This is a genomic window from Streptococcus sp. V940 (genome assembly GCF_054353495.1).
The window spans coordinates 667,819-689,204 of the sequence record NZ_JBTHHZ010000001.1 but is presented as its reverse complement, the minus strand read 5'-3'; the positions used below and the strand labels follow the sequence as shown (position 1 = coordinate 689,204).

Below are 21,386 nucleotides of genomic sequence, written 5' to 3'. Positions count from 1 at the left end.
CGGTATTCTTGAAATAAGTATAACATGAACTAAAACACCCTGCATCAGTCCTTAGGCGGATTTTGCAAAATGAGTTTGCCACGACAGAGACCACAACGATAACGTTTGGTATTAATTCGTCGCTTTCGTTGATAGGTTTGGTGACAAGTCTGACAAGTATAGACTAGAGCTGGTGTTTGACTAACACTTGATAAGGGAGGAACAAAGCGGAGCCCGTCTACTTCTTTTAATAGTTTCTTAAAGGCTACATCTTTATGTTTATACCCCTTGCCCTCATAGTATAGATGATAATGACAGAGTTCGTGACGGACAATTTTCCGAAAAACCTCTAAACCAAGTTCTTGATAGACTTTAGGATTAAAGTCCAAATGCCCATCCTTTGGAAAGAATCGCCCACCTGTCGACCGTAGACGAGAATTCCATTGAGCTTGGTGTTTGAAAGGTTTCCCAAAGTCTTCTAAAGAAACTTGTCGAACGTAATTAGTTAGATTCATCTGGTGCAAGGAGCGACAGATTTACTTTTTCGCGTTGGACATCGATTTTCTTTACCCAAACGGTTACCAAATCACCAACTGAAACGACTTGACTCGGATGCTTGATGAATTTCTTGCTCATGTGAGAGATATGAATCAGGCCATCCTCGTGAATACCAATGTCAACAAAGGCACCGAAGTCAACGACGTTACGTACAACGCCTTCAAGCTTCTGGCCAACTTTCAAGTCTTTGATATCCAAGACATCCTGACGAAGAACTGGAGCATCAAAAGAATCACGGAAATCACGTCCTGGTTTTAAAAGATCTGCAATAATATCTTTAAGGGTTTCCTGACCGAGGTCTAATTCTTGGGCCATTTCATTGATTGAAATAGATTTGAGTTTGGCTTGCGCTTCTTCATTTAGGTCTTTAATGTCCAAACGTTTGAAGAGTTCCTTAACAGCAGCATAGTTTTCTGGGTGAACACCTGTATTGTCAAGGATATTCTTACTTTCAGGGATACGGAGGAAACCTGCAGCCTGTTCAAAGGCTTTTGCTCCTAAACGAGGGACTTTCTTGATTTGGGTGCGTGAAGTGATTTTACCTTCTTCTTCACGGTACTTCACGATATTTTCAGAGATTGTTTTGTTAAGCCCAGCTACGTGCGAAAGTAAGGCTGGACTAGCTGTATTGACATTGACACCGACTTGGTTAACTACTGTATCAACAACAAAGTCAAGACTTTCAGACAGTTTCTTTTGACTAACATCGTGCTGATATTGACCGACACCGATGGATTTGGGATCGATTTTAACCAACTCAGCAAGTGGGTCTTGCAAGCGACGAGCAATAGAAATAGCAGAACGTTTTTCAACAGTTAACTCTGGAAACTCTTGACGAGCAAGTTCACTAGCTGAGTAGACAGATGCCCCACTCTCATTTACAATGACATAGCTGACCTCAGGAAAATCTTTAAGTACTTCAGCGACAAAGGCTTCGCTCTCACGGCTAGCAGTTCCATTTCCGATAGCAATAATTTCAACACCGTATTGGCCAATCAAATCAGCCAAATCTCGCTTAGCTTCCTCAATCTGACGAGCTGAAGCTGGTTTGACTGGATAAATAACTTGTGTTGTCAACATCTTACCAGTCGCATCAACTACTGCAAGCTTAGCACCTGTACGAAAGGCTGGGTCAAAACCTAGAACCACGCGCCCTTTAAGAGGTGCAACGAGAAGGAGATTACGAAGGTTTTCTGAGAAGAGTTGGATAGCTCCTTCTTCTGCCTTTTCTGTTAATTCTGTACGAATACGACGCTCAATAGCTGGTAATACTTTTTTCTTGACAGATTGCTGAATAACTTCGTCAATATAAGCATTCTTAAGTTTAAAACGACCACTAAAGAAAGATAGAATCCGATCAGTCGCATGCTCAAAGCCAATTTTCAAAATGCCTAGCTTCTCACCACGATTAAGGGCAAGCGTACGGTAACCTTGCATGTTTGCAACTGTTTCTGAGAAATCGTAATAAATCTGAAAAACTTGTTTTTCATCAAGACTCTCATCTTTGACTTGAGAAGTAATCTTAGAGCGTCTAAGTACCTCTTGATAGGTCATTGAACGTAAATGAACATCCTCGGATAGTGCTTCAACCAAGATGTCTACAGCCCCAGCCAAAGCTTCTTGAGGAGTTTCGAAACCCTCACAAACAAATGCTTCTGCTTCTTTTTCTAGGTCAGAAACATTTTGTAAAATTAAACGAGCAAGAGGAAAGAGACCAGCCTCACGCGCAATCGTTGCCTTGGTGCGACGTTTCTCTTTATAAGGAAGATAGAGTTCTTCTACATCTGCGAGTTTTTCAGCTGATAGAATTGCTTCTTCTAACTCCTTAGTTAGCTTGCCTTGCTCTTTGATTTTTGCTAAGACCGCTTCCTTTCGATCATTTAGAGCAGTTAAACTCTTATCGAGGTCGATGATAGCTTTAATGGCTACCTCATCTAGACTTCCGGTCATATCTTTCCGATAACGGGCGATAAAGGGGATAGTTGCTCCTTCTGCTGTCAAAGACAAGACAGTATCAATCTGCTTTAAAGTTACACCCAAATCTTGGGAAATTTTTTCATATTTTTTATCCATGAAACTATTATACCATAAGGAAGAAAGCTTGTTTTCATTAATTTGTTGCTTTATTTCAACTTTATAAAGATAAAAGCCATGTTTATTTTAAAATCCAACTATTTCTTAGAAATAATAGTATAATAGTGTTAACTAAAAGAATCGAGGTATGCCTTATGGCTGTTAAATTTACAAAAACTGATGACTTAGATAAGATGTTCGAAGAATTCGCTAAACTACCTGACTTGAAGCAAGTAACATTTCCAGATGACAAAGAAAAGAAAGATAAGGCAGAAAAGAAAAAATAGATGACACTCTTTCAAAGTTTACCTTCTAGTGTGTTACAAGCTGGCGCCATTTTTCTTTCAATTATCATTGAAGCTTTACCCTTTGTCTTAATCGGTAGCATCATCTCTGGTGCCATTGAAGTCTATGTGACTCCTGAGAAGGTTTATAAATTTCTCCCTAAAAATCGCTTGGGGAGAATCTTTTTTGGTAGCTTCATCGGTTTCCTCTTCCCTTCTTGCGAGTGTGGAATCGTTCCGATCATCAACCGCTTTTTAGAAAAGAAGGTTCCTAGCTATACAGCGGTACCTTTTCTAGTAACGGCTCCTATCATCAATCCCATCGTACTTTTTGCGACTTATTCAGCCTTTGGTAATTCAATTCAAATGGTCTTACTCCGAGCTTTGGGCGCTATTCTAGTTGCTACTATATTGGGTATCTTTCTTGGTTTTGTCTGGGAGGAACCTATCCAAAAAGAAAATAGATTGGCTTGTCATGAGCATGATTTTTCTCACTTGACTAAAAGTCAAAAACTGCTTCAGGTCTTTATCCAAGCTATTGATGAATTCTTTGATATGGGGCGTTACTTGGTCTTTGGCTGTCTTTTTGCCAGCATAGTCCAAGTCTATGTTCCAACTCGTATCCTGACATCTATCAGCGCATCACCACTACTTGCGATTGTTCTTCTGATGGTCTTGTCCTTCCTACTATCCCTCTGTAGTGAAGCGGATGCCTTTATTGGATCTTCACTTCTCTCTAGTTTTGGTTTTGCTCCAGTGCTTGCCTTTCTGGTTATAGGTCCCATGCTTGATGTCAAGAATCTCCTCATGATGAAGAATTATCTCAAAACTCGCTTTATTTGGCAATTCATGACAATTGTAACTCTTGTTGTTCTTGTCTATTCTTGTCTAGTCGGGGGGATGCTATGATTCGATTTTTTATCTTATTTGGCTATTTTATCTTAACCCTTTATCTGCACCTATCAGGTAAGCTCAATCAGTATATAAACCTCCACTACTCTTATCTGGCTTATATCAGCATGGTTTTGTCATTGTTACTAGCCATCGTCCAAGCCTATATTTGCATCAAGCGTTTGAAAGAACATAGTCACTTACATAGTTTTTCAGCCAAGCTTGCTAGTTTTGCCCTCTTAAGTTTACCTTTGTTAGTTGGATTTACTTTTCCAACAGTCACTCTGGATTCACAAACAGTATCGGCAAAAGGATATTATTTCCCTTTGTCGGAAGGAACTGACAAGGCAATCCAAGCAAGTGAAGGAACGAGCAGTCAGTATCTTAAGCCGGATACCAGTCGCTTTTATTCACAAACAGCTCATGAAAATATTATTCGGAAGAGTGCTGATAAATACTTAGCCCAATCTAGTATAGTTATCAATGATGAAAATTACCTGGAAGTTATGGAAGCTATCTACGATTTTCCAAACGAATTTGAAGGCAAGGAAATCGAGTTTATTGGCTTTGTCTACAACGATCCAAATCATACCAATAGTCAATTTATTTTTCGCTTTGGTATTATGCACTGTATCGCTGATTCAGGAGTTTTTGGACTTTTGACTACAGGAAACACTAATCAGTACGAAAATAACACTTGGGTCAGAGTCAAAGGTAAGATTAGCAATCACTATCACAAAGAACTCAACCAAGTCCTCCCAACCCTTGAAGTCCAGTCCTTTATCAAAGTAGACAAACCCGAAAATACTTATGTTTACAAAGAATTTTAAAAAGTAGCCTGAGGGGGCTACTTTTTGTTATTATCTGACAATATCTTTATACATATCTGGTCTTCTGTCTCTAAAGAGGCCCCAATTCAGGCGTTCATTTGCTCCCTTGTCAAGGTCATAAGTGGTTAAGAGGATTGCTTCATCTTGTCGTTCTGCTTGACTTAAAATAGCTCCTGTTTCATCGGTCATAAAGGATGAACCGTAGAAGTTAAGACTAGAACTTTGTCCTCCATTTTCCTCGCAAGGAGTGACTTCCTCCAAACCATAACGATTGGCTGCAATAACTGGCACAATGTTTGCTGCTGCATGTCCCTGCATGGTACGTTGCCAATGACCACAACTATCTGTATCCAAAATAGGCTCTGAACCAATAGCTGTTGGATAAAAGAGTAATTCTGCGCCATTTAGAGCAAGGCAACGGGCTGTTTCAGGGAACCATTGATCCCAACAGATGCCAATACCAATCTTGGCATAGCGAGTGTCCCAGACCTTGAAGCCTGTGTTTCCAGGTGTGAAAAAGAATTTTTCCTGATAATAATGGTCATCTGGTATATGAGTTTTACGATAAACTCCTAGTACTTCTCCATCCGCATCAATGACAGCAATGGAATTGTATAAGACATTACCATCTTTTTCATAGAAACTGATTGGTAAAACTACCTTTAGCTCATTGGCAATCACTTTAAAATGCTGAATAGCCGTATTTTCTGTCACCGACTGGGCATACTGGTAGTAATCATACTGACGTTCCTGACAGAAATAGGGACGTTCAAATAATTCAGGCAAGAGAATAATTTGAGCTCCTTTGTCTGCAGCTTGTCGAACTAGACGTTCAGCTGTTTGGATATTGGTTTCCACATCCTTAGCGCATTGCATCTGAATAGCTGCAACCGTTACATTTCTCATCTTTTTCTCCTATTCTGGAATTTGTTGGGTAATACAGTGGATATTTCCACCACCTAATAGAATATCTCTTGCAGGAATTCCGACAACTTCACGGTCTGGGAAACACTGAGTCAGAATATCCAATGCCACTTGGTCGTTAGCATCCTGAAATTGCGGTACTAAGACAGACTTATTAGCAATGTAAAAATTTACATAGGAAGCTGCTAAACGTTCACCTGCATAGCGTTCTTCTTCGCCTTCTTCATAAGTATAGCCCGGCAAATCATCTTCCGTCACTACTTGATGAATAGCTGGGATTGGAAGTTTATGAATAGTGAAACTCCGGCCTTTTGCATCGGTTTCCTTCTCTAAAAGAGCTAGATCTGCTGCAGACATGGCATACTGAGGATCCTCTTGGTCGTCCGTCCAAGCTAAAACAACTTCTGCAGGACCAACAAAGGCTGCAACATTGTCGACGTGTTCATTTGTCTCGTCTTGATAAATACCGTAAGGCAACCAAATGACTTTTTCGGCACCAAGGCTCTCTAGTAAGGTCTTTTCAATCTCCTCTTTAGTCAGGAGAGGATTACGACCCGGACTGAGCAAACAGCTTTCTGTGACAAGAATGGTTCCTTGACCGTCACTGTGTATAGCTCCACCTTCCAGTACAAATGGTTTGGCATCGTAAACAGGTATATCTAAGACTTCTGCAAAGCGACTGGCTACTTGGTCATCTGCTTCATAGTCTTGGTAGAGACCATCAACAGCGCCACCCCAGGCATTGAAAGACCAATCTACCGCCAACTTTTCCCTTTGATCATTGAGGAGAATAGTCGGACCAGTATCGCGTGCCCAGGCATCATTTGTCGGAATATCTAAATAGACAACCTTGTCTCCTAGATAGGATTGCGCTTCAGATAGATAATCCTGGTCTACTAAAAGGTAGACTGTTTCCCCTTGGGCAATGGTTTTGATAATCTGGCTAAATGCTTGTTTTGCAGCCTTTCCTTGAAAAGGCCAAGATCCGGGTCGAGTTGGCCATATCATGAGAGTTCCATGATGGGGTTCATACTCTGCAGGCATACGATAACCTAATTTCTTTGGACTGTCCATCATGATAATCTCTCCTTAAAGTCTTGGTAGCCAAAGGCTTTGACTAGACTGCACTCACCCTCTTTATCCATGAGATACAAACTTGGAAGCCCAATGCCATTAAAGGTATTATTTTTGACAAAGGAGTAAATAGCCATGTCTTCAAAATAGAGGCGATCACCGATTTCAATCGGTTTTTCAAAGCTGTAATCCCCAATGATATCACCTGTCAGGCAAGTATTTGAAGATAGTCTATAAGTATAAGGTTTTTCTTGCGCTTCAAATCCATCTCTCAATGGGGGACGATAAGGCATCTCAAGAACATCTGGCATATGGCAGCTTGCAGAGGCATCTAGCACCAAGGTCTCAATCCCGTTTTCAACAATATCCAAGACTTCTGTCGCTAGATAGCCCGCATTAAGGGCAATAGCTTCACCTGGTTCGATATAGACATCAAGGTTATAAGTTTCTCGAATGCGTTTAATCTCAGAAATCAGCAAATCCACATCGTAATCTTCTCTTGTGATGTGGTGTCCGCCGCCCATATTGAGCCATTTAACTTGATGCAAATAGATTCCAAACTGGTCTTCTACTGCTTTTAAAGTCGTTTGTAAATCATCTGCCCCTTGCTCACAGAGGGTATGAAAATGAAGTCCGTCAACCAAATCCAATAAATCACTTGGTATCTTATCCAAAGTTACTCCAAAACGAGAGCCAGGAGCACATGGATCATAAAGCGCGTGGTCACCCTGCGTTGAACATTGAGGATTGATGCGAAGACCGACACTGATACCAGCCTCACGACAACGTTGACCATACTTTCGAAGTTGTCTCTCTGAGTTAAAATCAATATGATCCGATATTTGCAGTAGCTCTTCCATATCTGATTCCTTGAAAGCAGGCGCAAATACATGGACTTCCCCTGGGAATTCTTCTCTAGCCAGCTTGGCTTCATAGAGTCCACTAGCTGTCGTACCTGATAGATACTGGCTAATCAAAGGATAGGTTTTATAGAGAGAATAAGCCTTTTGAGCTAGTAAAACCTTACAACCTGCCTTTTCCTGAACCTGGTGCAGAATACTACAATTTTCTTCTAGTTTTGCTAAATCTATGACATAAGCTGGCGTTGGTACTTGTTCTAACTTCATTAGTCCACCATTTGTGGATTTTCAACCACAACCCATGGCAAACCGTATTTATTTAAAGCTTCCATGAATGGGTCTGGATCCAATTCTTCAAGGTTATAAACTCCTGGTTGTTTCCATGTACCATCCATTACTAATTTTGTCCCAATCATGGCTGGAACACCTGTTGTGTAAGAAATGGCTTGTGAACCGACTTCTGCATAGCACTCTTGATGGTCGCAAACATTGTAGATGTAGATTGTCTTTTCCACGCCATCTTTGACACCTGTAAAGATACATCCGATATTTGTTTTTCCAACAGTGCGTGGGCCAAGGCTTGCAGGATCTGGAAGCAAGGCTTTCAAGAATTGAATTGGAACAATTTCTTGTCCGTTAAAGTTAATCGCATCTGTACGAAGAAGCCCAACGTTTTCCAAGCATTTCATATGCGTTAGATAAGATTGACCAAAGGTCATAAAGAAACGAATGCGTTTAACTCCTGGAATATTCTTTGCCAATGATTCGATTTCTTCATGGTGAAGGAGATACATGTCTTTTTGACCAACTTGAGGGAAATCATACTCACGTTTGATAGACATAGCTTCGACTTCTACCCATTTTCCATCTTCCCAGTAAGAACCTGGTGCAGAAACCTCACGTAGATTGATTTCTGGGTTAAAGTTTGTCGCAAATGGATAACCGTGGTCACCACCATTACAGTCTAAAATGTCGATATAGTGGATTTCGTCAAAGTAATGTTTGAGTGCATAAGCTGAAAAGACACTGGTTACACCTGGGTCAAAACCAGAACCAAGAAGAGCTGTTAAGCCTGCTTCCTTGAATTTTTCTTGATAAGCCCATTGCCAAGAGTAGTCAAAGTAAGCTGTAAAACCAAGTTCCTTACAACGTTTCTCATAAATAGCACGCCATTCAGGGTCTTCTGTGTCCTCAGCCTCATAGTTGGCAGTATCGATATAGTGGACACCTGTTGCTAAACAAGCATCCATGATGGTCAAGTCTTGGTATGGCAAAGCTACGTTCAAAACTGCTTCTGGTTTGTAGCTTTCAATCAAGGCAATCACTTCTTCTACCTTGTCAGCGTCAAGAGCAGCTGTCTCAATCTTAGTATTTGTTTTGCCTTCTAATTTAGCCTTCAAGTCATCACATTTTGACTTTGTACGGCTAGCAATCATAATTTCTTTAAAAGTTTCGCTATCTTGGCAAATCTTTGAAATAGCAACTTGGGCAACCCCCCCACATCCGATCACTAATAAACGACTCATTTTTTTCCTTCCTCTTCTTCTAAAATGTCTTCTACATACTTAGGCAACATAAAGGCACCAATATGCAAGTTTGCAGTGTAATATTCCGTAAATAACTGGCGTTTTTTCCAGCCTTCCTTGTCAAAATCTTTGACAGGGTGATATTTTTTCGATGCAAATCCAAACAACCAATAGCCAGCAGGACTAGTTGGGATATGTGCTTGGTAAACCCTGCTGATTGGAAAGGCTTGATTAACCTTGCGGTGCATACTTCGGCAAGCTGACTCATCTTCGTCAAAGAAGGGACTACCATGCTGATAAATCATGATTCCGTCCTCTTTGAGAGCACGGTAACTATTGCCGTAAAATTCCTTGGTAAAGAGCCCTTCCGTATGGCCAAATGGATCTGTCGCATCGTTAATGATAATGTCGTAATCATCTTCACAGTTTCTCAAAAATCTCAGTCCATTTTGGTAGTAAATAGTGACGCGAGAGTCATCAAGTCCTGCAGCAAAATCTGGGAAGTATTCTCGACAAACCTCAACCAGCATCTCATCTGGTTCTACAATATCGATTTGTTCCAATTCAGGATATAGTGTCAAAACCTGGGCAACACCACCGTCACCACCCCCAATAACCAAGACTTTCTTTGGATTAGGATGGACAGCCATGGGAACGTGGACGGTCATTTCGTTGTATACAAAATCATCTGCATCTGAAAACAAGACATGACCATTTAAAATTAACACTTTTCCAAAGGCTGGCGTGTCAAGAACCTCGATATCCTGCCATTCACTTTGACCAGAATACAGCTGTTTGGCTGTTCTCATCGTTAACTTAACATCTGGAGTATGAACTTCAGAAAACCATAAATCCATCTAGTTCTCCTTTCTCTCAATAACATTGATGTGATTGACCTCTGGATCTTCAGTACCTTGGAGGGAACAACCACGCTCTTTGGCGAATTTTATATAATCAACAATCTCTCGTGTAATCCGTTCACCTGGTGCCAGGATTGGAATACCTGGAGGATAGCACATGACAAATTCCCCACAGACCTGGCCAATAGACTCGTCCAAGGTTAAGCTTCTTCTCTCTGCATAGAATGCTTCCTGAGGAGATAGCACCAACTCAGGCTGGATATATTCTCCAGCAATCAAGTCCTTCCCATCTCGTGAGTAGAGTCTCTTGATATCAGCTAAAGCACCAACCAAGCGTTCAATGTCTTGGATACGGTCACCAATCGAAATGTAGGCTAAGATATTCCCGATATCACCAAACTCGATCTGAATGTCATATTCATCTCGTAAGAGATCATAAACCTCGATACCAGTTAGACCAATCCCCTGAGTGTAAACTGACAGCTTGGTTACATCAAAATCACATACTGATACACCATCTACTAGTTCTTTTGAATAGGCATAGTAGCCACCGATGGCATTGATTTCACGACGTGCGTACTCAGATAGCTCAATAACTTTCTCAAAGGACTCCTTACCACGAAGGGCTAGGTTTCTACGAGAAACATCGAGACTAGCCATTAGCAAGTAGGATGCTGATGTTGACTGTGTCAGATTAATGATCTGACGCACATATTCAGGATTCATCTGATTACCAACGAGAAGGAGCGAGCTTTGAGTCAAACTCCCACCAGATTTATGCATGGATACAGCTGACATATCTGCTCCTGCGTCCATAGCGGATAGAGGAAGTTTATCTGTAAAGTGCAGATGAGCACCGTGCGCCTCGTCTACTAAGACTTTCATTCCTGCGGCGTGTGCCATCTCTGTCAACCCCTTAAGATCTGAACAAATCCCATAATATGTTGGATTGTTAATGAGGATAGCCTTGGCATCCGGATGGTCCTTAATTGCTTGGGCAACACGGTCATTCTCAAGCCCCAAAGCAATACCGATTTTGGGATCCACACTCATCTCTATATAGATGGGAATAGCTCCGCATAAAACGAGTGCATTAATAGCTGATTTATGGACATTACGCGGAAGAATAATCTTATCTCCAGCTTTACAAGTGGAGAGAATCATGGTTTGAACAGATGAAGTTGTCCCACCAATCATCAAAAAGGCATGAGCAGCACCAAAAGCCTCTGCTGCTAGCTCTTCCGCTTCTCTGATAATCGAAATGGGATGTCCTAGATTGTCCAAGGGCTTCATAGAATTGACATCAATACCAACGCATTTTTCCCCTAAAAGTTCCACTAATTCCGGATTCCCGCGGCCACGTTTATGACCTGGTACATCGAAAGGTACAATTCTTTTTTTTCGTAACTTGACCAGTCCCTCATAAATAGGAGCTTGGTTTTGATTTAACATTATAGAGACATACTCCTTTATCATAGTTTTTTTCACCTTATGTAAGGCTCTAAAGGATACTTATGAAAAAAAGAGCAGGTTGGCACCTGCTCTACAATCTACTGACGTGTTTTTGTTTGTTTCTTTTGAGTATGTCTGTTCCTGATGTTTCCTAACTCTCTAGTAGCAAATATTACGTACTTTATTGATCGTTTCACAAGATGACGTGTGCTTTCACCACACTAACAAATCTTTACGAATTAGGACAAGTGTCCTAACATCAACTTATAAAAGTAGGCTTTTAACCCTATCAATAATGTGGCTTTTCAACCACGCTTCGGCATTCAACCCTGCCTGTCCGTAGGCATTTTTTACTCGGGTTTATATTTGCTAGAAAACATCATCTCATTTTCTAAGCTTCATTACTATACCATGATTTCACAATCTTGTAAAGTATTTTTAGAACTTTTTTTAAATAATTTAATATTTAGTTCGTGTAATTTATTCAACCAAGAAATAGAAATCGTTTTACATTTAAATCAAAAAACAAAAAGGAACTAAATAGATTAATTCCTTTAGATAGGCATAAGCAAATTCAACTATTCAAAATCGTATTATTCTTCACGCGCTACTTTGGCAGCTAGTTCAAAATCAGTCATCAAATAATTTTCATCTAGACGGATAAGGCTGTAATAATCATTCCAAAATAGAGAGCCACTGTTACTTGACCACTGTAATCCATACCACAATTGAGTGACATCACTTGTATTTGATGGGGGGATTGACCATAGATGCTTTTTAAAAGTTTCTTGAACAAGCGGGATATCAAGTCGAGTAGTCAAGTCGAGTTCATCCAATTTCAAAGTGATAGAATGTTCTTTAGCTGCTTCAATGTTTTCCTTGTTAAATCGGACCTGAATAACCTTAGAATCTTCTAGAACCACGTCCTTATCTTCTTCCCCGTAAAAGGAAATACTCCCAAGAACTATGCCATCTTTTGCCAAGAGATAGGGAGCGTAGGGAATAGCATTGCTATCAAGTCTGAAGCCTTTTTCGATAGTGACTGTTTTATCGCCTGGATACTTTTGGAAATTGCCATCTGTCAGGAGGTCTTCATAGTCACTAGCACCATCACCTTGTCTGACATAGATATCAAACCCAGCTTCCATCAGATCACTTGCTTTGGTTTCTGCTAAAATGATTTTACTTTCATTAATTTGCAAAATTGGTGTTTGAGGTGGCAAACCAATCGTAAGATTAAACATAACTCCTACTAGAAAGACCATAAAGGTTATAAGGAGGGCAAGTAAAGACTTTCCAGTCCTTTTTCTTGCATTGAAAAGGGCCATTATAGCAGGGAGGAGGATCATTTTGGCTAAAATAGAATTCCCCACACCACCTCTATTTAAGGTCTGAAAAGCAAAGATCCCTGCTATTGCAATCAGGGACAGGTAGACCAAAATCTCTCCTAGACCCAGTTTTTCTGTTCGAGTTTGTTGATTTACTGGAGTTTCATACAATGACTGCCCATTCTCTTTCCTCTTTTTTAGAAAGAGATAAAAACCCAGACCGAGTAGCAGATTAAAGATTGTAAAAACTATTAAAGTACCTATAATCACCGTTCTACCCATGGTTCTCTACTCCTTTATGTTCTCTCTCAAATCTTATCTTTCTCTTTAATTCCCAATTCCCAACTAATAAAACTAGTAAGAAGAAGGGCCGCCTTCTATCAGCACAATCGGTAAAGCTTAAATGGCAATGATTCTCATCTTTTTATCTTTAAAGAAACAGCTGATATTTCTAGTTCTATTTCCCTAGAAAGTGCTATAATGGAGCTAACAAAATTGTTCTCTAGCAATTGAAAAACGGGGGAAGTAGTCATGCTCACTACTATTGTTTTAGGATTTTATGCTCTTTTCTTTCTATCCTTATCCTTTACTATCTATCTCTATATTAGACTTGTAGTTGCGGTTAAAAAAGGCAAAGACATTCCCAAATGGATTTATAAACTTGGCCATGCTGTTCAAGGAAGAATTCACGTTGACTATGAAGAAATCACTGATGCTAATGCCCTTAAAGAGATTCATTGGTTCTTGCTAATCCATTTAATCGTAAATCTACTCGTATTGGCTGTCTTCTACTATCATGGTAATAGCTTTCCGCAAGCCATTTATGAATGTTTGAAAAAACAATTTTTTATCGTACTTGTTAGTATGGTTTTAAAAAGTATTGGTAAATTAATCGTATTAACTATAAGAAAAAACTTTCAAAACAGTCATGCCTATGCATCAACCAATGCTTTTATTGGGTCAGCCTTTTTAACGAGTTATGTTTTTATGTTTTGCATGATGATGAGTGGTCTTCCAGCTCAACCTGTTCCAGTAAACATTCAAGATACCACTGTCATTATCGGGGAAACCCAGGCTTCCGAGCTTTTGGATCAAGGATTTAGTTTCGAAGATAAAAGTCCAGAGAGCCCCATCACCAATCCAAGAAATGACCACTTTTACTACGGACAGCTTCTTGAAGTCAAGCGTGATGATCAGTCTTATGGCTTTATGAGCCTTACTCCTACAGGAAGAGATACTGATCAACTCAAAAACTGCATCATTACCTACTATAGAACTCCCAAGGACGATCAAAAACTGCAGGAAATTTCTATCAATCATGTCAAGCTAGCAAATCTAAAGCTCCAAGATTTTCAAACACGAAAATTAATCGATATCTTTGAAGTTAATCCAGCTGATTATAACGTCTTTGATAAAGATACCAACTTTATACTAACCATCCAAACAGCAGATTACGACCTCTGGAAAAGATACCGTATTGAATCCAAGTTCAATTCAGATGGTTCGATTGATAGCTATGGAGTCAGAGCCCAGCATAGCATGTGGGAATGATGAAGTATTAGCTTTAGTCATTAGTAAGTATATAATCAAATAGATGAGCGTTTAGGCTCTCCTACTTGATCTTATGCTTTTTCATTTTCTCTTGGAAAATATCTGTAAGAATTTGTCGTAATTCTTGAGCTTCTTTTTCTGGAAGTTGGCCTTCTTGTTCAGCAACAGCGTACAATTCCGGATACTCAAGAGAGATTCTCTTAATCGTACGAGTAATCGCATGTTTTCTAACAAAAAACGGGATACGCTTAATGTATTCTTGAGGGATTAGAGCGATAATCTTATCGGTTGTTTCCTTATCGCTAAGTTTAGAGAAAGTTAGTCCCTTTTTAATCATTTCTTGTTCTTTTTCTGTAAAATCTTGTAATTCCATATGTCTACTCCTCATCTTCAGTAACTTCCCAAACTTCGGCTTGATAAGGTTCTCCATCACTATCGTATTTATTGATATACCCAATAAATCGTTCATTTTTTCTAGGTCTATGCTGGTTTCCTTTGATAACCCAAACAGCCCATACTCCAATTAGGAATAAGACTATCATTCCAAACAATACATCCATAATGTCTACTCCCTTAAAATTGAACCCACTTATCATTATCCATAATAAACGGTTTAGCTAGACCTTCACCAGTATAGTTTTCGTATTTTGTATCTAGATATTTGTAACAATCTTCCTTGGTCGTAAATTTGATGGCTTGATAAGGCTCCTCAAAGGTTAACTTTTCGACAAAGAGATAGCCGTCCTCGCTTGGTACAAGTATGCCGACATGGCCAATAAAGAGGGATTGACCATCCAAGTCATCATGGACGACTACGGAGAGCATTCTTGCATTTTCATTAAACTTGAATTGAGAAAGGAATTTTTCCATCTTTTCAGCATGAACTTTGACATCTGTCGTTGCTTCGGTCTTGACTCTTGAGAATAAAATATCAAAAGCATCCTTTTCTTCCTCACCAAAGACCTTTCCTTTATCAATGGCATCGTTATCGACAAACAAGAGGGAATCATCTTTCTCTAACTTAGGGATTTCGATGGAATTTTTCAATAAACAATAACTGTTAATGCGACAGTTGGTACCAACAAAATCACCTTTTTTGGGGGTCCATAGATTGCTTATCTTTTCAACATCATAGTCTGTTTTGGTAAATGTAGAAAAATCCCCAGTTAAGCCTACTGAACCAACAGTCGCGTTATAATCATTTACAAGATTGAAAAATGCATCAACACTTTCTTTATCCAAATGTGCAGTCAAGGCTTTTCGAACTTCTTCTTCACTAGGTTTACTGTTCAAATTGCTATAAGTGGCTTTCCAAGAAACCTGATTGGACTGTGATTGACTGGCTGAAGTTTCAGTAGTTCCATCAGATGTCTTTTGAACTTGACTACATGCCATTAAGCTTAAAAGAAGCATTGAGCTAAGGCCAATAGTTGCTAATCTTTTAAATTTCATAGGTTTTCCTTTGATAAAATATCGTTAAATAAATGATTTAAACTTAAAAATCTTATTCTTTCGACTTAGAATAGACCTCGATATGCTGCCCTAATACCTTGATTTCTACTGGTAGGTCATCAGATTTGTCACCGTCAACATCCGTTTCTAATTCACTATCTGAAGAGATTTTGATGTGACGAGCTTTTATATACTCGATATTCTCATTCACGACGACATCCCCTTTTAATAAATCAGGGATAACTGACAATTTTGTAAGGATTGAGGCATCTTTTAGTATCAAAATATTGGCATAACCATCCTTGTCTTCATCAAAGATTTTTTTGTCAGCAAAATAATTGGTAAGGAGAACCAAGACATGACTGGCTGGGCCAATGTAATTTCCATTTTCTGTCTCAATAGTAATATTAAATGCTTGATCTGTTACGACAGATTTCATGGTATTAATCGCATAGGCGAGCATGCCAAACTTCGTTTTATCTTCTATCCCAACGTTGTGGATAGCTTCTGGCAGTGAACCAATACTAAAAATGTATCCGAAATAGTGCCCATTTGATTTTCCGATATCAATCTTATTCGTAGAATTAAAATCGAGTTCGTCAATGGCACCATCAATATCTTGATTGATTTCTAATAGTTTGGTGATAAGATTCCCAGTTCCTCCTGGGATAATCGCAAGTTTAGGAATGTAGTCTTTTTCCGCGATACCAGAGATTACTTCATTGACAGTCCCATCTCCACCAAAAACAAGAACAGCATCATATCGCTCACGAGAAGCTTCTTCAGCAAAGTTTGTGGCGTCTTGCGCTTTCTCCGTAATTTTAATTTCCACATCTTCAAAATAATCTCTAGCTTTATTCTCCAGTTTCACCTTATAATCCAAAGCTTTTTCGCCACCAGAGGTTGGATTGATGATTACCATAATTTTTTTCATTTATAATTCTCCTTAAGGATTTTAAAAACAATATAGATCAATTAAAAAACCTTTTTGTTTCTCATTCACTTATTTGATATCGTATTAGATAGGTAGTTTTATATTGAGTTAAAAACTATACATATAGAACTATCTAAACTCATTGTACTTGATTCTAGTTTATTTAGCAAGTTTACAAGATGAGCATTAAAAAACCAACCGATATTTTCTTTCGATTGGTTTTTTGTGAAGAATTCATAAGTTTAACTATACAAAAACTCTTCCATCGATTCTTTCACATATTCTTCGACATCTTCAATCTCAACAAACAGCGGGTCTAAATGACACAAGAAGTGCCAATCTTCGGTGCCTTTCTTTCTGTAGAGAATCGCTTCGCCGTCTTCACTTCCGAAAAAGCTTCTATCCACTTCATATCCTTTGCTTTCTAAGAATGCTTTTGCCTTGCGGAAGTTAGATTCTCTGGTTTCGACATAGGCTCTCACTTCATCGTTATTCACGACATACGCGTCGATTTTTGTAGTTCCTTCAATCACTTTATCGTTTTTAACCGATAGATTCGAAATTTCTTTCCAAACGATCTCAACATTTTCCTCAGGATTAAACGAAAGTCTAGATAAAGGAACAATATTTCCATTGAAGACAATTTCCATATAATCCGGCAAATGTTTAGGATTAACATACTCTACTTCAAAACCATCTTCATTTTCTAGAGTATATCCAGGTATTTTGGCTACAAATTCTTTCCCTTCTCCTATAGTCTCAAATACGACTAAATCCTTTGAATAATTGTTTTGGTACAATTCTAATATAACCATCGATAACCCTCCTCAACATTATTACGTTAATGTAAATAGGCATACCTCTTTAACGATTGTCAAATAAGGTTGCTTAACTTCATATTTTTTTCTCTTTGTTATGTTTAAATTTTATGCAATGATCTGCTGCCTTTATGACTGCTTCCTCGAAGCAAACTAGACGCAATCGGCTCCCACTCATAACCGCAGATTCTGCATCTAGCCTTTACTGGCGAATGTCTCCCTGTGTAATTACCGATAATTTCTACATTAGGATTAACAATAGCAATCTTTTGTTCAAATTCTTCCTGGTTATTTACAAAACTTACATGCGCTAATTTAGTTCCACACTTTCTGCAACTATCTCCGGAAAGTAAGTTTGCCGGAACAGCATCCCATTCAAATCCACATTGCTTACAACGCACCAATAACCTTCTATTTGCATTCTGATAAGTGCCCAGAATTGCAATTGACGGATTCACAACAGACATCCTTCTCGCAAAAATATCTTGTGTCATTGCTTTTGCATTAGAGTATGCATTTTTTTCAATCTGCTCCCACTCTTCGTCATCAATCTTTTCATTCAATCCGACTTCACTAAATAATTTTTGTATAAGACTTCTGATAATTGAGTGATTCGCAATATTTAAATCTTCTGCAAATGTATACACATCATTCTCAAAAGGTGCTGTCTGTCCCTTAGGGAATTTATCATAAATTGTGATAAGCCTGATTCCTTTTTCAGAGCACAAAACCCGTTTTTGCTTATCTCTTTGTATTGATTTCTTATGGAGCCACCAGTTACCTGGTTCAATTGCGAATTTCAGCGAAGGGATAAAGATATCAAGTTCCATTCCTATTGTCTTTTTATCTCTAGAAAGAACCTTATCTGGTCCAAGTACACTTTGGAAACATAGTAGAATAGCTTGTTCCATAAAGCTGGTTCCGCTTTTTGCACACCTTGGGCATCCATGCCCAGCAAGAATCGAATACGGTTTTGCTTCCCAATCATTTCCACATCGTGAACAGTGTAGTTTTATATTTGTATGTCCATTAATATATTCACCATGTACCTCTATAGAATCGTCAACAACTTTTAAGTCTTCTATGAACCGCTCTGTTGTTTTTAATCCCGTTTTTCCACTATTATTTATTGCGCCTTTCTTTGCAGAACATGATGGGCACCCTTTTCCTTGGAGCAAACTATATGCTAACGGATTCCATATCTTTCCACAAGTCTTGCATTTGACTTGGACTCGCTCGACGGCCTTGGTATACGTTCCAAGGATCTCAATATTAGAATTTATTTCTTTCATTTCGAGAATAAATTTCTCTGGTGAACGAGTCATTAAAATCACCTACTTTATTAAATCAGTTTTTGTCAAAATCAAATCATCACAGAAATCTGTCCTAACGAGAAGAGCACACGCCTCAACATGCTCAGTTATCGGAAATATATCCACAGGTTCCACCCGTTTCAAAGTGCACATTGGTCACGCCATCAACTTCGCACATGTTAAGTTATTTTTCTGAGATTGAAGGCAGCCGATTGTATTGCCTTCTTTGGTATTTAAATATTGCCAAGCGATAGCCTTATTTCTATAAATTCAGCCAACTTCCTTTTCCCATCGTCTAAGCACCTCTTTCAAAGGCTCATCTAGATAGCTAAAGGCCTTGTCTTTGATCCACTGAGGAATTCCATAAGCTGCCTCGGCGATACTTCCTGTGATTGCAGCAAGAGTATCGCTGTCTCCACCAAGAGAAATCGCATTTCGAATCGCATCTTCAAAATCTGTACTTTCTAGAAAGGCAACGATAGCTTGAGGAACGGTATCCTGACACGTTTCATTGAATCGATACGTAGGACGAATTTCATCTAACGTTTTAGAAAGGTCATATCCATACTCTTTCTCGATATGTTCCTTAACACATCTTTTGATTTCCGCAGGGTTATCGCTACCATCACCGTCAAGGAAATAACGGCATATAAAAATCGCATCCGCTGTAGCCATCGCTCCTTTGATTCCTTCTGGATGGTTATGCGTCACCTCTGCAGAAAGTTGTGCCAGACGTTTCCCATCGGACGGCAACTCGTCTGTTGTGGCATCCATCACCCAAGCGCACGGAGAAACGCTCATCGCAGACCCATTCCCAAAACTATTGTAAGGCTCACGGTTGTCGGTCATCAGCCACCGGTTAAATCTAGCACCATAATCAGAATCAGGATACATCCAACCATATTTCTTCATGGCATCAATAAAGTCATCCTTCTGTCCGCCGTTCATAATTGCTTCTGCAACGGCGCAGGTCATGACAGTGTCATCTGTGAAAAAACAGTCATCCCTAAATAATGGAAAGTCTTTCGTTTTAATATTGTCCCATTCATAAACAGAACCAACAATATCTCCCACAATTGCTCCTAGCATCAGATTCCTCCTTATGATATATCAGATTCATTACACATTTCCAATGAATCGCTCTTTAAAAATGGCACTACCAAATTAATCCACTCTTGAGGCAGGTAAGCTGATAAATAGCCATGGTTATAGCCCTTTGCTTCATACAGGATCGTGTTGGGATGTAGCTGCTGAAATAATTTCGCCGATGCTTTCACACAGTTTAATTCTTTTTCACCATAGATATACAGAACCAGCGCCTTGCTAGCAGAAATTGTGTCCTTCAACTTGTAACGTCCCATATAGGTTTTGTAAATGGTCACCAATGTTTTGATAGACGTCCTTGGCAGATCCTTCAAATAATATGCTTTTATTTCCTCTGGATAAGCCAGTTTAGGATAGAGTTTGGTCATCATGCTTAATTGAAGTTTGCAAGAGAATTTACTGAACATCTGTTTACCAAATAGAGCTACTAGAAAAATGCTGATTTTAGCTAACCTTGGTTGAGGAATACAGAGGCTTCCATCTATGATGGCCTTCTCAGCTATCTCGCTGTCTAATGACAAAAGCTCCATGGCAATTTGACCACCAAGTGAAACGCCACCGATCGCAAACACCTTTCCACCACAGTTGGCTTTGACATAGTCTAGGATCTCCAAAGCAGAATCTTCCGTAGAAACATAATCGATTTGATATTCTTCACCGTGGCCATTCAAAGTGGGTAAAATAACACGGTAGTCTTTTGATAAAATCCGTGCTTGACGAAGATAATTCCACCAAGAACTGCCACCGCCATGTATCAGTAAGATAGAAGGCAAATTCTTATCACCAAATTCATGGAATTTCATATTTAAACTCCTTACTAAAGGACTTTCACTAGATAAATACTTGTTCAATCAGTTTGAACAAGTAGTGATGACTCATCAAATAAAAGGTCTCTAACATTGATTATCTAGAATGACCACACGTTACTTTCAATAATGGATATCCTAATCAAAATTTTAAAATGTTGTTTCCTTACTAATTCTATTACTCGCCAATATAGTATAAATTATATAACCAATAAAAATGATAATAAAAATAACATAACAGCCAGTCTTACAACTTACTACTTTTCATATGATAATTTACAAATGTCTTTCCAGCCACTCGATCTTTTTAAAATCCTTATTGTTATTTTGTTCATTTCGATAGGAGTCTTGAGAAGAAGCTTTGTAAATACTTAGATACTGCTCCAGACTTGGAAGACGAAAAGTGATGCCTTCAATGTGAATAAGCTCTATATCCGATTCCGAAACTCCTGCAAAATCAAGTAAGGAATCGATACTTCCAAATTCAACATTCTCTCTATCCTTTTGGAATTCATGCTCATGAATATCTATTAAGACGTAGCCTAAGTCTTTCATCACTTTCATTATCTTGTCCCAGTCATAAATTCTGAGATGGTCAGGTGCTTCCCAACCTCTAGGGTCACCAGGTACATGAATGTCAATGTCAGACGGCCCCCAATTTTCTTTCGTTCTAAACTCCAATCCCAAAGAACCCATCAGTGTCGGTGTAATTCCGACTCGATTTAAACGGAAACAAATGGTTTTAAATTCTTCAAATAAGAGACTCATG

Annotated in this window: 22 protein-coding genes; 4 read left to right on the top strand and 18 right to left on the bottom strand. The window is 39.0% G+C overall.

All coding sequences use genetic code 11. The annotated features are described in order from the left end of the window. Positions 1–44 precede the first annotated feature (44 nt). Both ACXYSM_RS03505 and ACXYSM_RS03500 read right to left on the bottom strand, forming a co-directional pair. Complete coding sequence (locus tag ACXYSM_RS03505) at positions 45–494, bottom strand: SprT family protein (protein WP_458634374.1); 450 nt, start codon at positions 492–494, stop codon at positions 45–47. Then, positions 481–2,610, bottom strand: a complete 2,130-nt coding sequence (locus ACXYSM_RS03500; protein ID WP_458634373.1) for a Tex family protein — start codon at positions 2,608–2,610, stop codon at positions 481–483. The genes ACXYSM_RS03505 and ACXYSM_RS03500 overlap by 14 nt, the downstream gene beginning before the upstream one ends. 155 nt (positions 2,611–2,765) lie before the next feature. On the opposite strand from ACXYSM_RS03500, the gene ACXYSM_RS03495 reads away from it, so the two are divergent. The 3 genes from ACXYSM_RS03495 to ACXYSM_RS03485 are packed head-to-tail and all read left to right on the top strand — an operon-like array spanning position 2,766 to position 4,615. Beyond that, positions 2,766–2,897 (top strand): SPJ_0845 family protein, encoded by a 132-nt coding sequence (locus tag ACXYSM_RS03495; protein ID WP_000268695.1) that lies wholly within the window; start codon positions 2,766–2,768, stop codon positions 2,895–2,897. After that, positions 2,898–3,803, top strand: a complete 906-nt coding sequence (locus ACXYSM_RS03490) for a permease (RefSeq protein WP_458634372.1) — start codon at positions 2,898–2,900, stop codon at positions 3,801–3,803. Next, complete coding sequence (locus ACXYSM_RS03485; protein ID WP_458634371.1) at positions 3,800–4,615, top strand: TIGR03943 family putative permease subunit; 816 nt, start codon at positions 3,800–3,802, stop codon at positions 4,613–4,615. The genes ACXYSM_RS03490 and ACXYSM_RS03485 overlap by 4 nt, the downstream gene beginning before the upstream one ends. A gap of 30 nt (positions 4,616–4,645) precedes the next feature. On the opposite strand, the gene aguB is transcribed toward ACXYSM_RS03485, so the two are convergent. From aguB to ACXYSM_RS03450, 7 genes are all read right to left on the bottom strand, one after another. Beyond that, positions 4,646–5,521, bottom strand: coding sequence for an N-carbamoylputrescine amidase (aguB, locus tag ACXYSM_RS03480; RefSeq protein ID WP_458634370.1), 876 nt, complete (start codon positions 5,519–5,521; stop codon positions 4,646–4,648). 9 nt (positions 5,522–5,530) lie between these two features. After that, positions 5,531–6,616, bottom strand: a complete 1,086-nt coding sequence (gene aguA / locus ACXYSM_RS03475) for an agmatine deiminase (protein ID WP_458634369.1) — start codon at positions 6,614–6,616, stop codon at positions 5,531–5,533. Further along, positions 6,613–7,740 (bottom strand): carboxynorspermidine decarboxylase, encoded by a 1,128-nt coding sequence (gene nspC, locus ACXYSM_RS03470; RefSeq protein WP_458634368.1) that lies wholly within the window; start codon positions 7,738–7,740, stop codon positions 6,613–6,615. The genes aguA and nspC overlap by 4 nt, the downstream gene beginning before the upstream one ends. Further along, on the bottom strand, positions 7,740–8,999 hold the full coding sequence (locus ACXYSM_RS03465; RefSeq protein WP_074325005.1) for a saccharopine dehydrogenase family protein: 1,260 nt from the start codon (positions 8,997–8,999) through the stop codon (positions 7,740–7,742). Before ACXYSM_RS03465 ends, nspC begins: the two co-directional genes overlap by 1 nt. Beyond that, positions 8,996–9,856, bottom strand: a complete 861-nt coding sequence (gene speE / locus ACXYSM_RS03460; RefSeq protein WP_458634367.1) for a polyamine aminopropyltransferase — start codon at positions 9,854–9,856, stop codon at positions 8,996–8,998. Before speE ends, ACXYSM_RS03465 begins: the two co-directional genes overlap by 4 nt. Next, complete coding sequence (locus ACXYSM_RS03455; RefSeq protein ID WP_458634366.1) at positions 9,857–11,311, bottom strand: aminotransferase class I/II-fold pyridoxal phosphate-dependent enzyme; 1,455 nt, start codon at positions 11,309–11,311, stop codon at positions 9,857–9,859. Between the two features lie 593 nt (positions 11,312–11,904). Then, positions 11,905–12,921 carry a hypothetical protein gene (locus ACXYSM_RS03450; RefSeq protein WP_458634365.1) on the bottom strand — a complete coding sequence of 339 codons (1,017 nt, stop codon included), beginning with the start codon at positions 12,919–12,921 and terminating at the stop codon, positions 11,905–11,907. Between the two features lie 249 nt (positions 12,922–13,170). Between ACXYSM_RS03450 and ACXYSM_RS03445 the strand changes: the two genes are divergently transcribed. Further along, a complete protein-coding gene (locus tag ACXYSM_RS03445; RefSeq protein ID WP_458634364.1) occupies positions 13,171–14,190 on the top strand; it encodes a hypothetical protein in 1,020 nt (339 codons plus the stop codon). 61 nt (positions 14,191–14,251) lie between these two features. Here the strand turns inward: ACXYSM_RS03445 and ACXYSM_RS03440 are convergent, their stop codons facing one another. The 9 genes from ACXYSM_RS03440 to ACXYSM_RS03400 form a co-directional block, all read right to left on the bottom strand. Next, the gene (locus tag ACXYSM_RS03440) at positions 14,252–14,563 is read right to left on the bottom strand and encodes a hypothetical protein (protein WP_458634363.1); all 312 of its coding nucleotides are present in this window, start codon (positions 14,561–14,563) and stop codon (positions 14,252–14,254) included. Between the two features lie 4 nt (positions 14,564–14,567). Continuing rightward, the gene (locus ACXYSM_RS03435; protein ID WP_458634362.1) at positions 14,568–14,750 is read right to left on the bottom strand and encodes a hypothetical protein; all 183 of its coding nucleotides are present in this window, start codon (positions 14,748–14,750) and stop codon (positions 14,568–14,570) included. 13 nt (positions 14,751–14,763) lie between these two features. Beyond that, on the bottom strand, positions 14,764–15,642 hold the full coding sequence (locus ACXYSM_RS03430; protein ID WP_458634361.1) for a DUF4300 family protein: 879 nt from the start codon (positions 15,640–15,642) through the stop codon (positions 14,764–14,766). A gap of 52 nt (positions 15,643–15,694) precedes the next feature. Then, the gene (locus ACXYSM_RS03425) at positions 15,695–16,576 is read right to left on the bottom strand and encodes a diacylglycerol/lipid kinase family protein (RefSeq protein ID WP_458634360.1); all 882 of its coding nucleotides are present in this window, start codon (positions 16,574–16,576) and stop codon (positions 15,695–15,697) included. Positions 16,577–16,818: 242 nt separating this feature from the next. Further along, positions 16,819–17,391: a hypothetical protein gene (locus ACXYSM_RS03420; RefSeq protein WP_368909773.1), complete on the bottom strand. Its 573-nt coding sequence runs from the start codon at positions 17,389–17,391 to the stop codon at positions 16,819–16,821. A 104-nt stretch (positions 17,392–17,495) separates the two neighbouring features. Next, entirely contained in the window at positions 17,496–18,719 is a 1,224-nt protein-coding gene (locus ACXYSM_RS03415) for a zinc-ribbon domain-containing protein (RefSeq protein ID WP_414271659.1), read from the bottom strand. Positions 18,720–18,977: 258 nt separating this feature from the next. Then, on the bottom strand, positions 18,978–19,796 hold the full coding sequence (locus ACXYSM_RS03410; RefSeq protein WP_458634359.1) for an ADP-ribosylglycohydrolase family protein: 819 nt from the start codon (positions 19,794–19,796) through the stop codon (positions 18,978–18,980). 11 nt (positions 19,797–19,807) lie between these two features. Continuing rightward, positions 19,808–20,614, bottom strand: a complete 807-nt coding sequence (locus ACXYSM_RS03405) for an alpha/beta fold hydrolase (RefSeq protein ID WP_458634358.1) — start codon at positions 20,612–20,614, stop codon at positions 19,808–19,810. Positions 20,615–20,893: 279 nt separating this feature from the next. Beyond that, on the bottom strand, positions 20,894–21,385 hold the full coding sequence (locus ACXYSM_RS03400; RefSeq protein ID WP_006153811.1) for a hypothetical protein: 492 nt from the start codon (positions 21,383–21,385) through the stop codon (positions 20,894–20,896). Position 21,386: the final 1 nt, after the last annotated feature.

What these genes read in the sequence shown, in the direction of transcription:
- aguB (WP_458634370.1), bottom strand. Translation starts at nt 5,521, where the DNA reads ATGAGAAATGTAACGGTTGCAGCTATTCAGATGCAATGCGCTAAGGAT.
- speE (WP_458634367.1), bottom strand. Translation starts at nt 9,856, where the DNA reads ATGGATTTATGGTTTTCTGAAGTTCATACTCCAGATGTTAAGTTAACG.
- ACXYSM_RS03500 (WP_458634373.1), bottom strand. Translation starts at nt 2,610, where the DNA reads ATGGATAAAAAATATGAAAAAATTTCCCAAGATTTGGGTGTAACTTTA.
- ACXYSM_RS03430 (WP_458634361.1), bottom strand. Translation starts at nt 15,642, where the DNA reads ATGAAATTTAAAAGATTAGCAACTATTGGCCTTAGCTCAATGCTTCTT.
- ACXYSM_RS03410 (WP_458634359.1), bottom strand. Translation starts at nt 19,796, where the DNA reads ATGCTAGGAGCAATTGTGGGAGATATTGTTGGTTCTGTTTATGAATGG.
- ACXYSM_RS03445 (WP_458634364.1), top strand. Translation starts at nt 13,171, where the DNA reads ATGCTCACTACTATTGTTTTAGGATTTTATGCTCTTTTCTTTCTATCC.
- ACXYSM_RS03450 (WP_458634365.1), bottom strand. Translation starts at nt 12,921, where the DNA reads ATGGGTAGAACGGTGATTATAGGTACTTTAATAGTTTTTACAATCTTT.
- ACXYSM_RS03465 (WP_074325005.1), bottom strand. Translation starts at nt 8,999, where the DNA reads ATGAGTCGTTTATTAGTGATCGGATGTGGGGGGGTTGCCCAAGTTGCT.
- ACXYSM_RS03505 (WP_458634374.1), bottom strand. Translation starts at nt 494, where the DNA reads ATGAATCTAACTAATTACGTTCGACAAGTTTCTTTAGAAGACTTTGGG.
- aguA (WP_458634369.1), bottom strand. Translation starts at nt 6,616, where the DNA reads ATGATGGACAGTCCAAAGAAATTAGGTTATCGTATGCCTGCAGAGTAT.
- ACXYSM_RS03490 (WP_458634372.1), top strand. Translation starts at nt 2,898, where the DNA reads ATGACACTCTTTCAAAGTTTACCTTCTAGTGTGTTACAAGCTGGCGCC.
- ACXYSM_RS03415 (WP_414271659.1), bottom strand. Translation starts at nt 18,719, where the DNA reads ATGACTCGTTCACCAGAGAAATTTATTCTCGAAATGAAAGAAATAAAT.
- ACXYSM_RS03405 (WP_458634358.1), bottom strand. Translation starts at nt 20,614, where the DNA reads ATGAAATTCCATGAATTTGGTGATAAGAATTTGCCTTCTATCTTACTG.
- ACXYSM_RS03400 (WP_006153811.1), bottom strand. Translation starts at nt 21,385, where the DNA reads ATGAGTCTCTTATTTGAAGAATTTAAAACCATTTGTTTCCGTTTAAAT.
- ACXYSM_RS03435 (WP_458634362.1), bottom strand. Translation starts at nt 14,750, where the DNA reads ATGGATGTATTGTTTGGAATGATAGTCTTATTCCTAATTGGAGTATGG.
- ACXYSM_RS03420 (WP_368909773.1), bottom strand. Translation starts at nt 17,391, where the DNA reads ATGGTTATATTAGAATTGTACCAAAACAATTATTCAAAGGATTTAGTC.
- ACXYSM_RS03455 (WP_458634366.1), bottom strand. Translation starts at nt 11,311, where the DNA reads ATGTTAAATCAAAACCAAGCTCCTATTTATGAGGGACTGGTCAAGTTA.
- ACXYSM_RS03495 (WP_000268695.1), top strand. Translation starts at nt 2,766, where the DNA reads ATGGCTGTTAAATTTACAAAAACTGATGACTTAGATAAGATGTTCGAA.
- ACXYSM_RS03440 (WP_458634363.1), bottom strand. Translation starts at nt 14,563, where the DNA reads ATGGAATTACAAGATTTTACAGAAAAAGAACAAGAAATGATTAAAAAG.
- nspC (WP_458634368.1), bottom strand. Translation starts at nt 7,740, where the DNA reads ATGAAGTTAGAACAAGTACCAACGCCAGCTTATGTCATAGATTTAGCA.
- ACXYSM_RS03485 (WP_458634371.1), top strand. Translation starts at nt 3,800, where the DNA reads ATGATTCGATTTTTTATCTTATTTGGCTATTTTATCTTAACCCTTTAT.
- ACXYSM_RS03425 (WP_458634360.1), bottom strand. Translation starts at nt 16,576, where the DNA reads ATGAAAAAAATTATGGTAATCATCAATCCAACCTCTGGTGGCGAAAAA.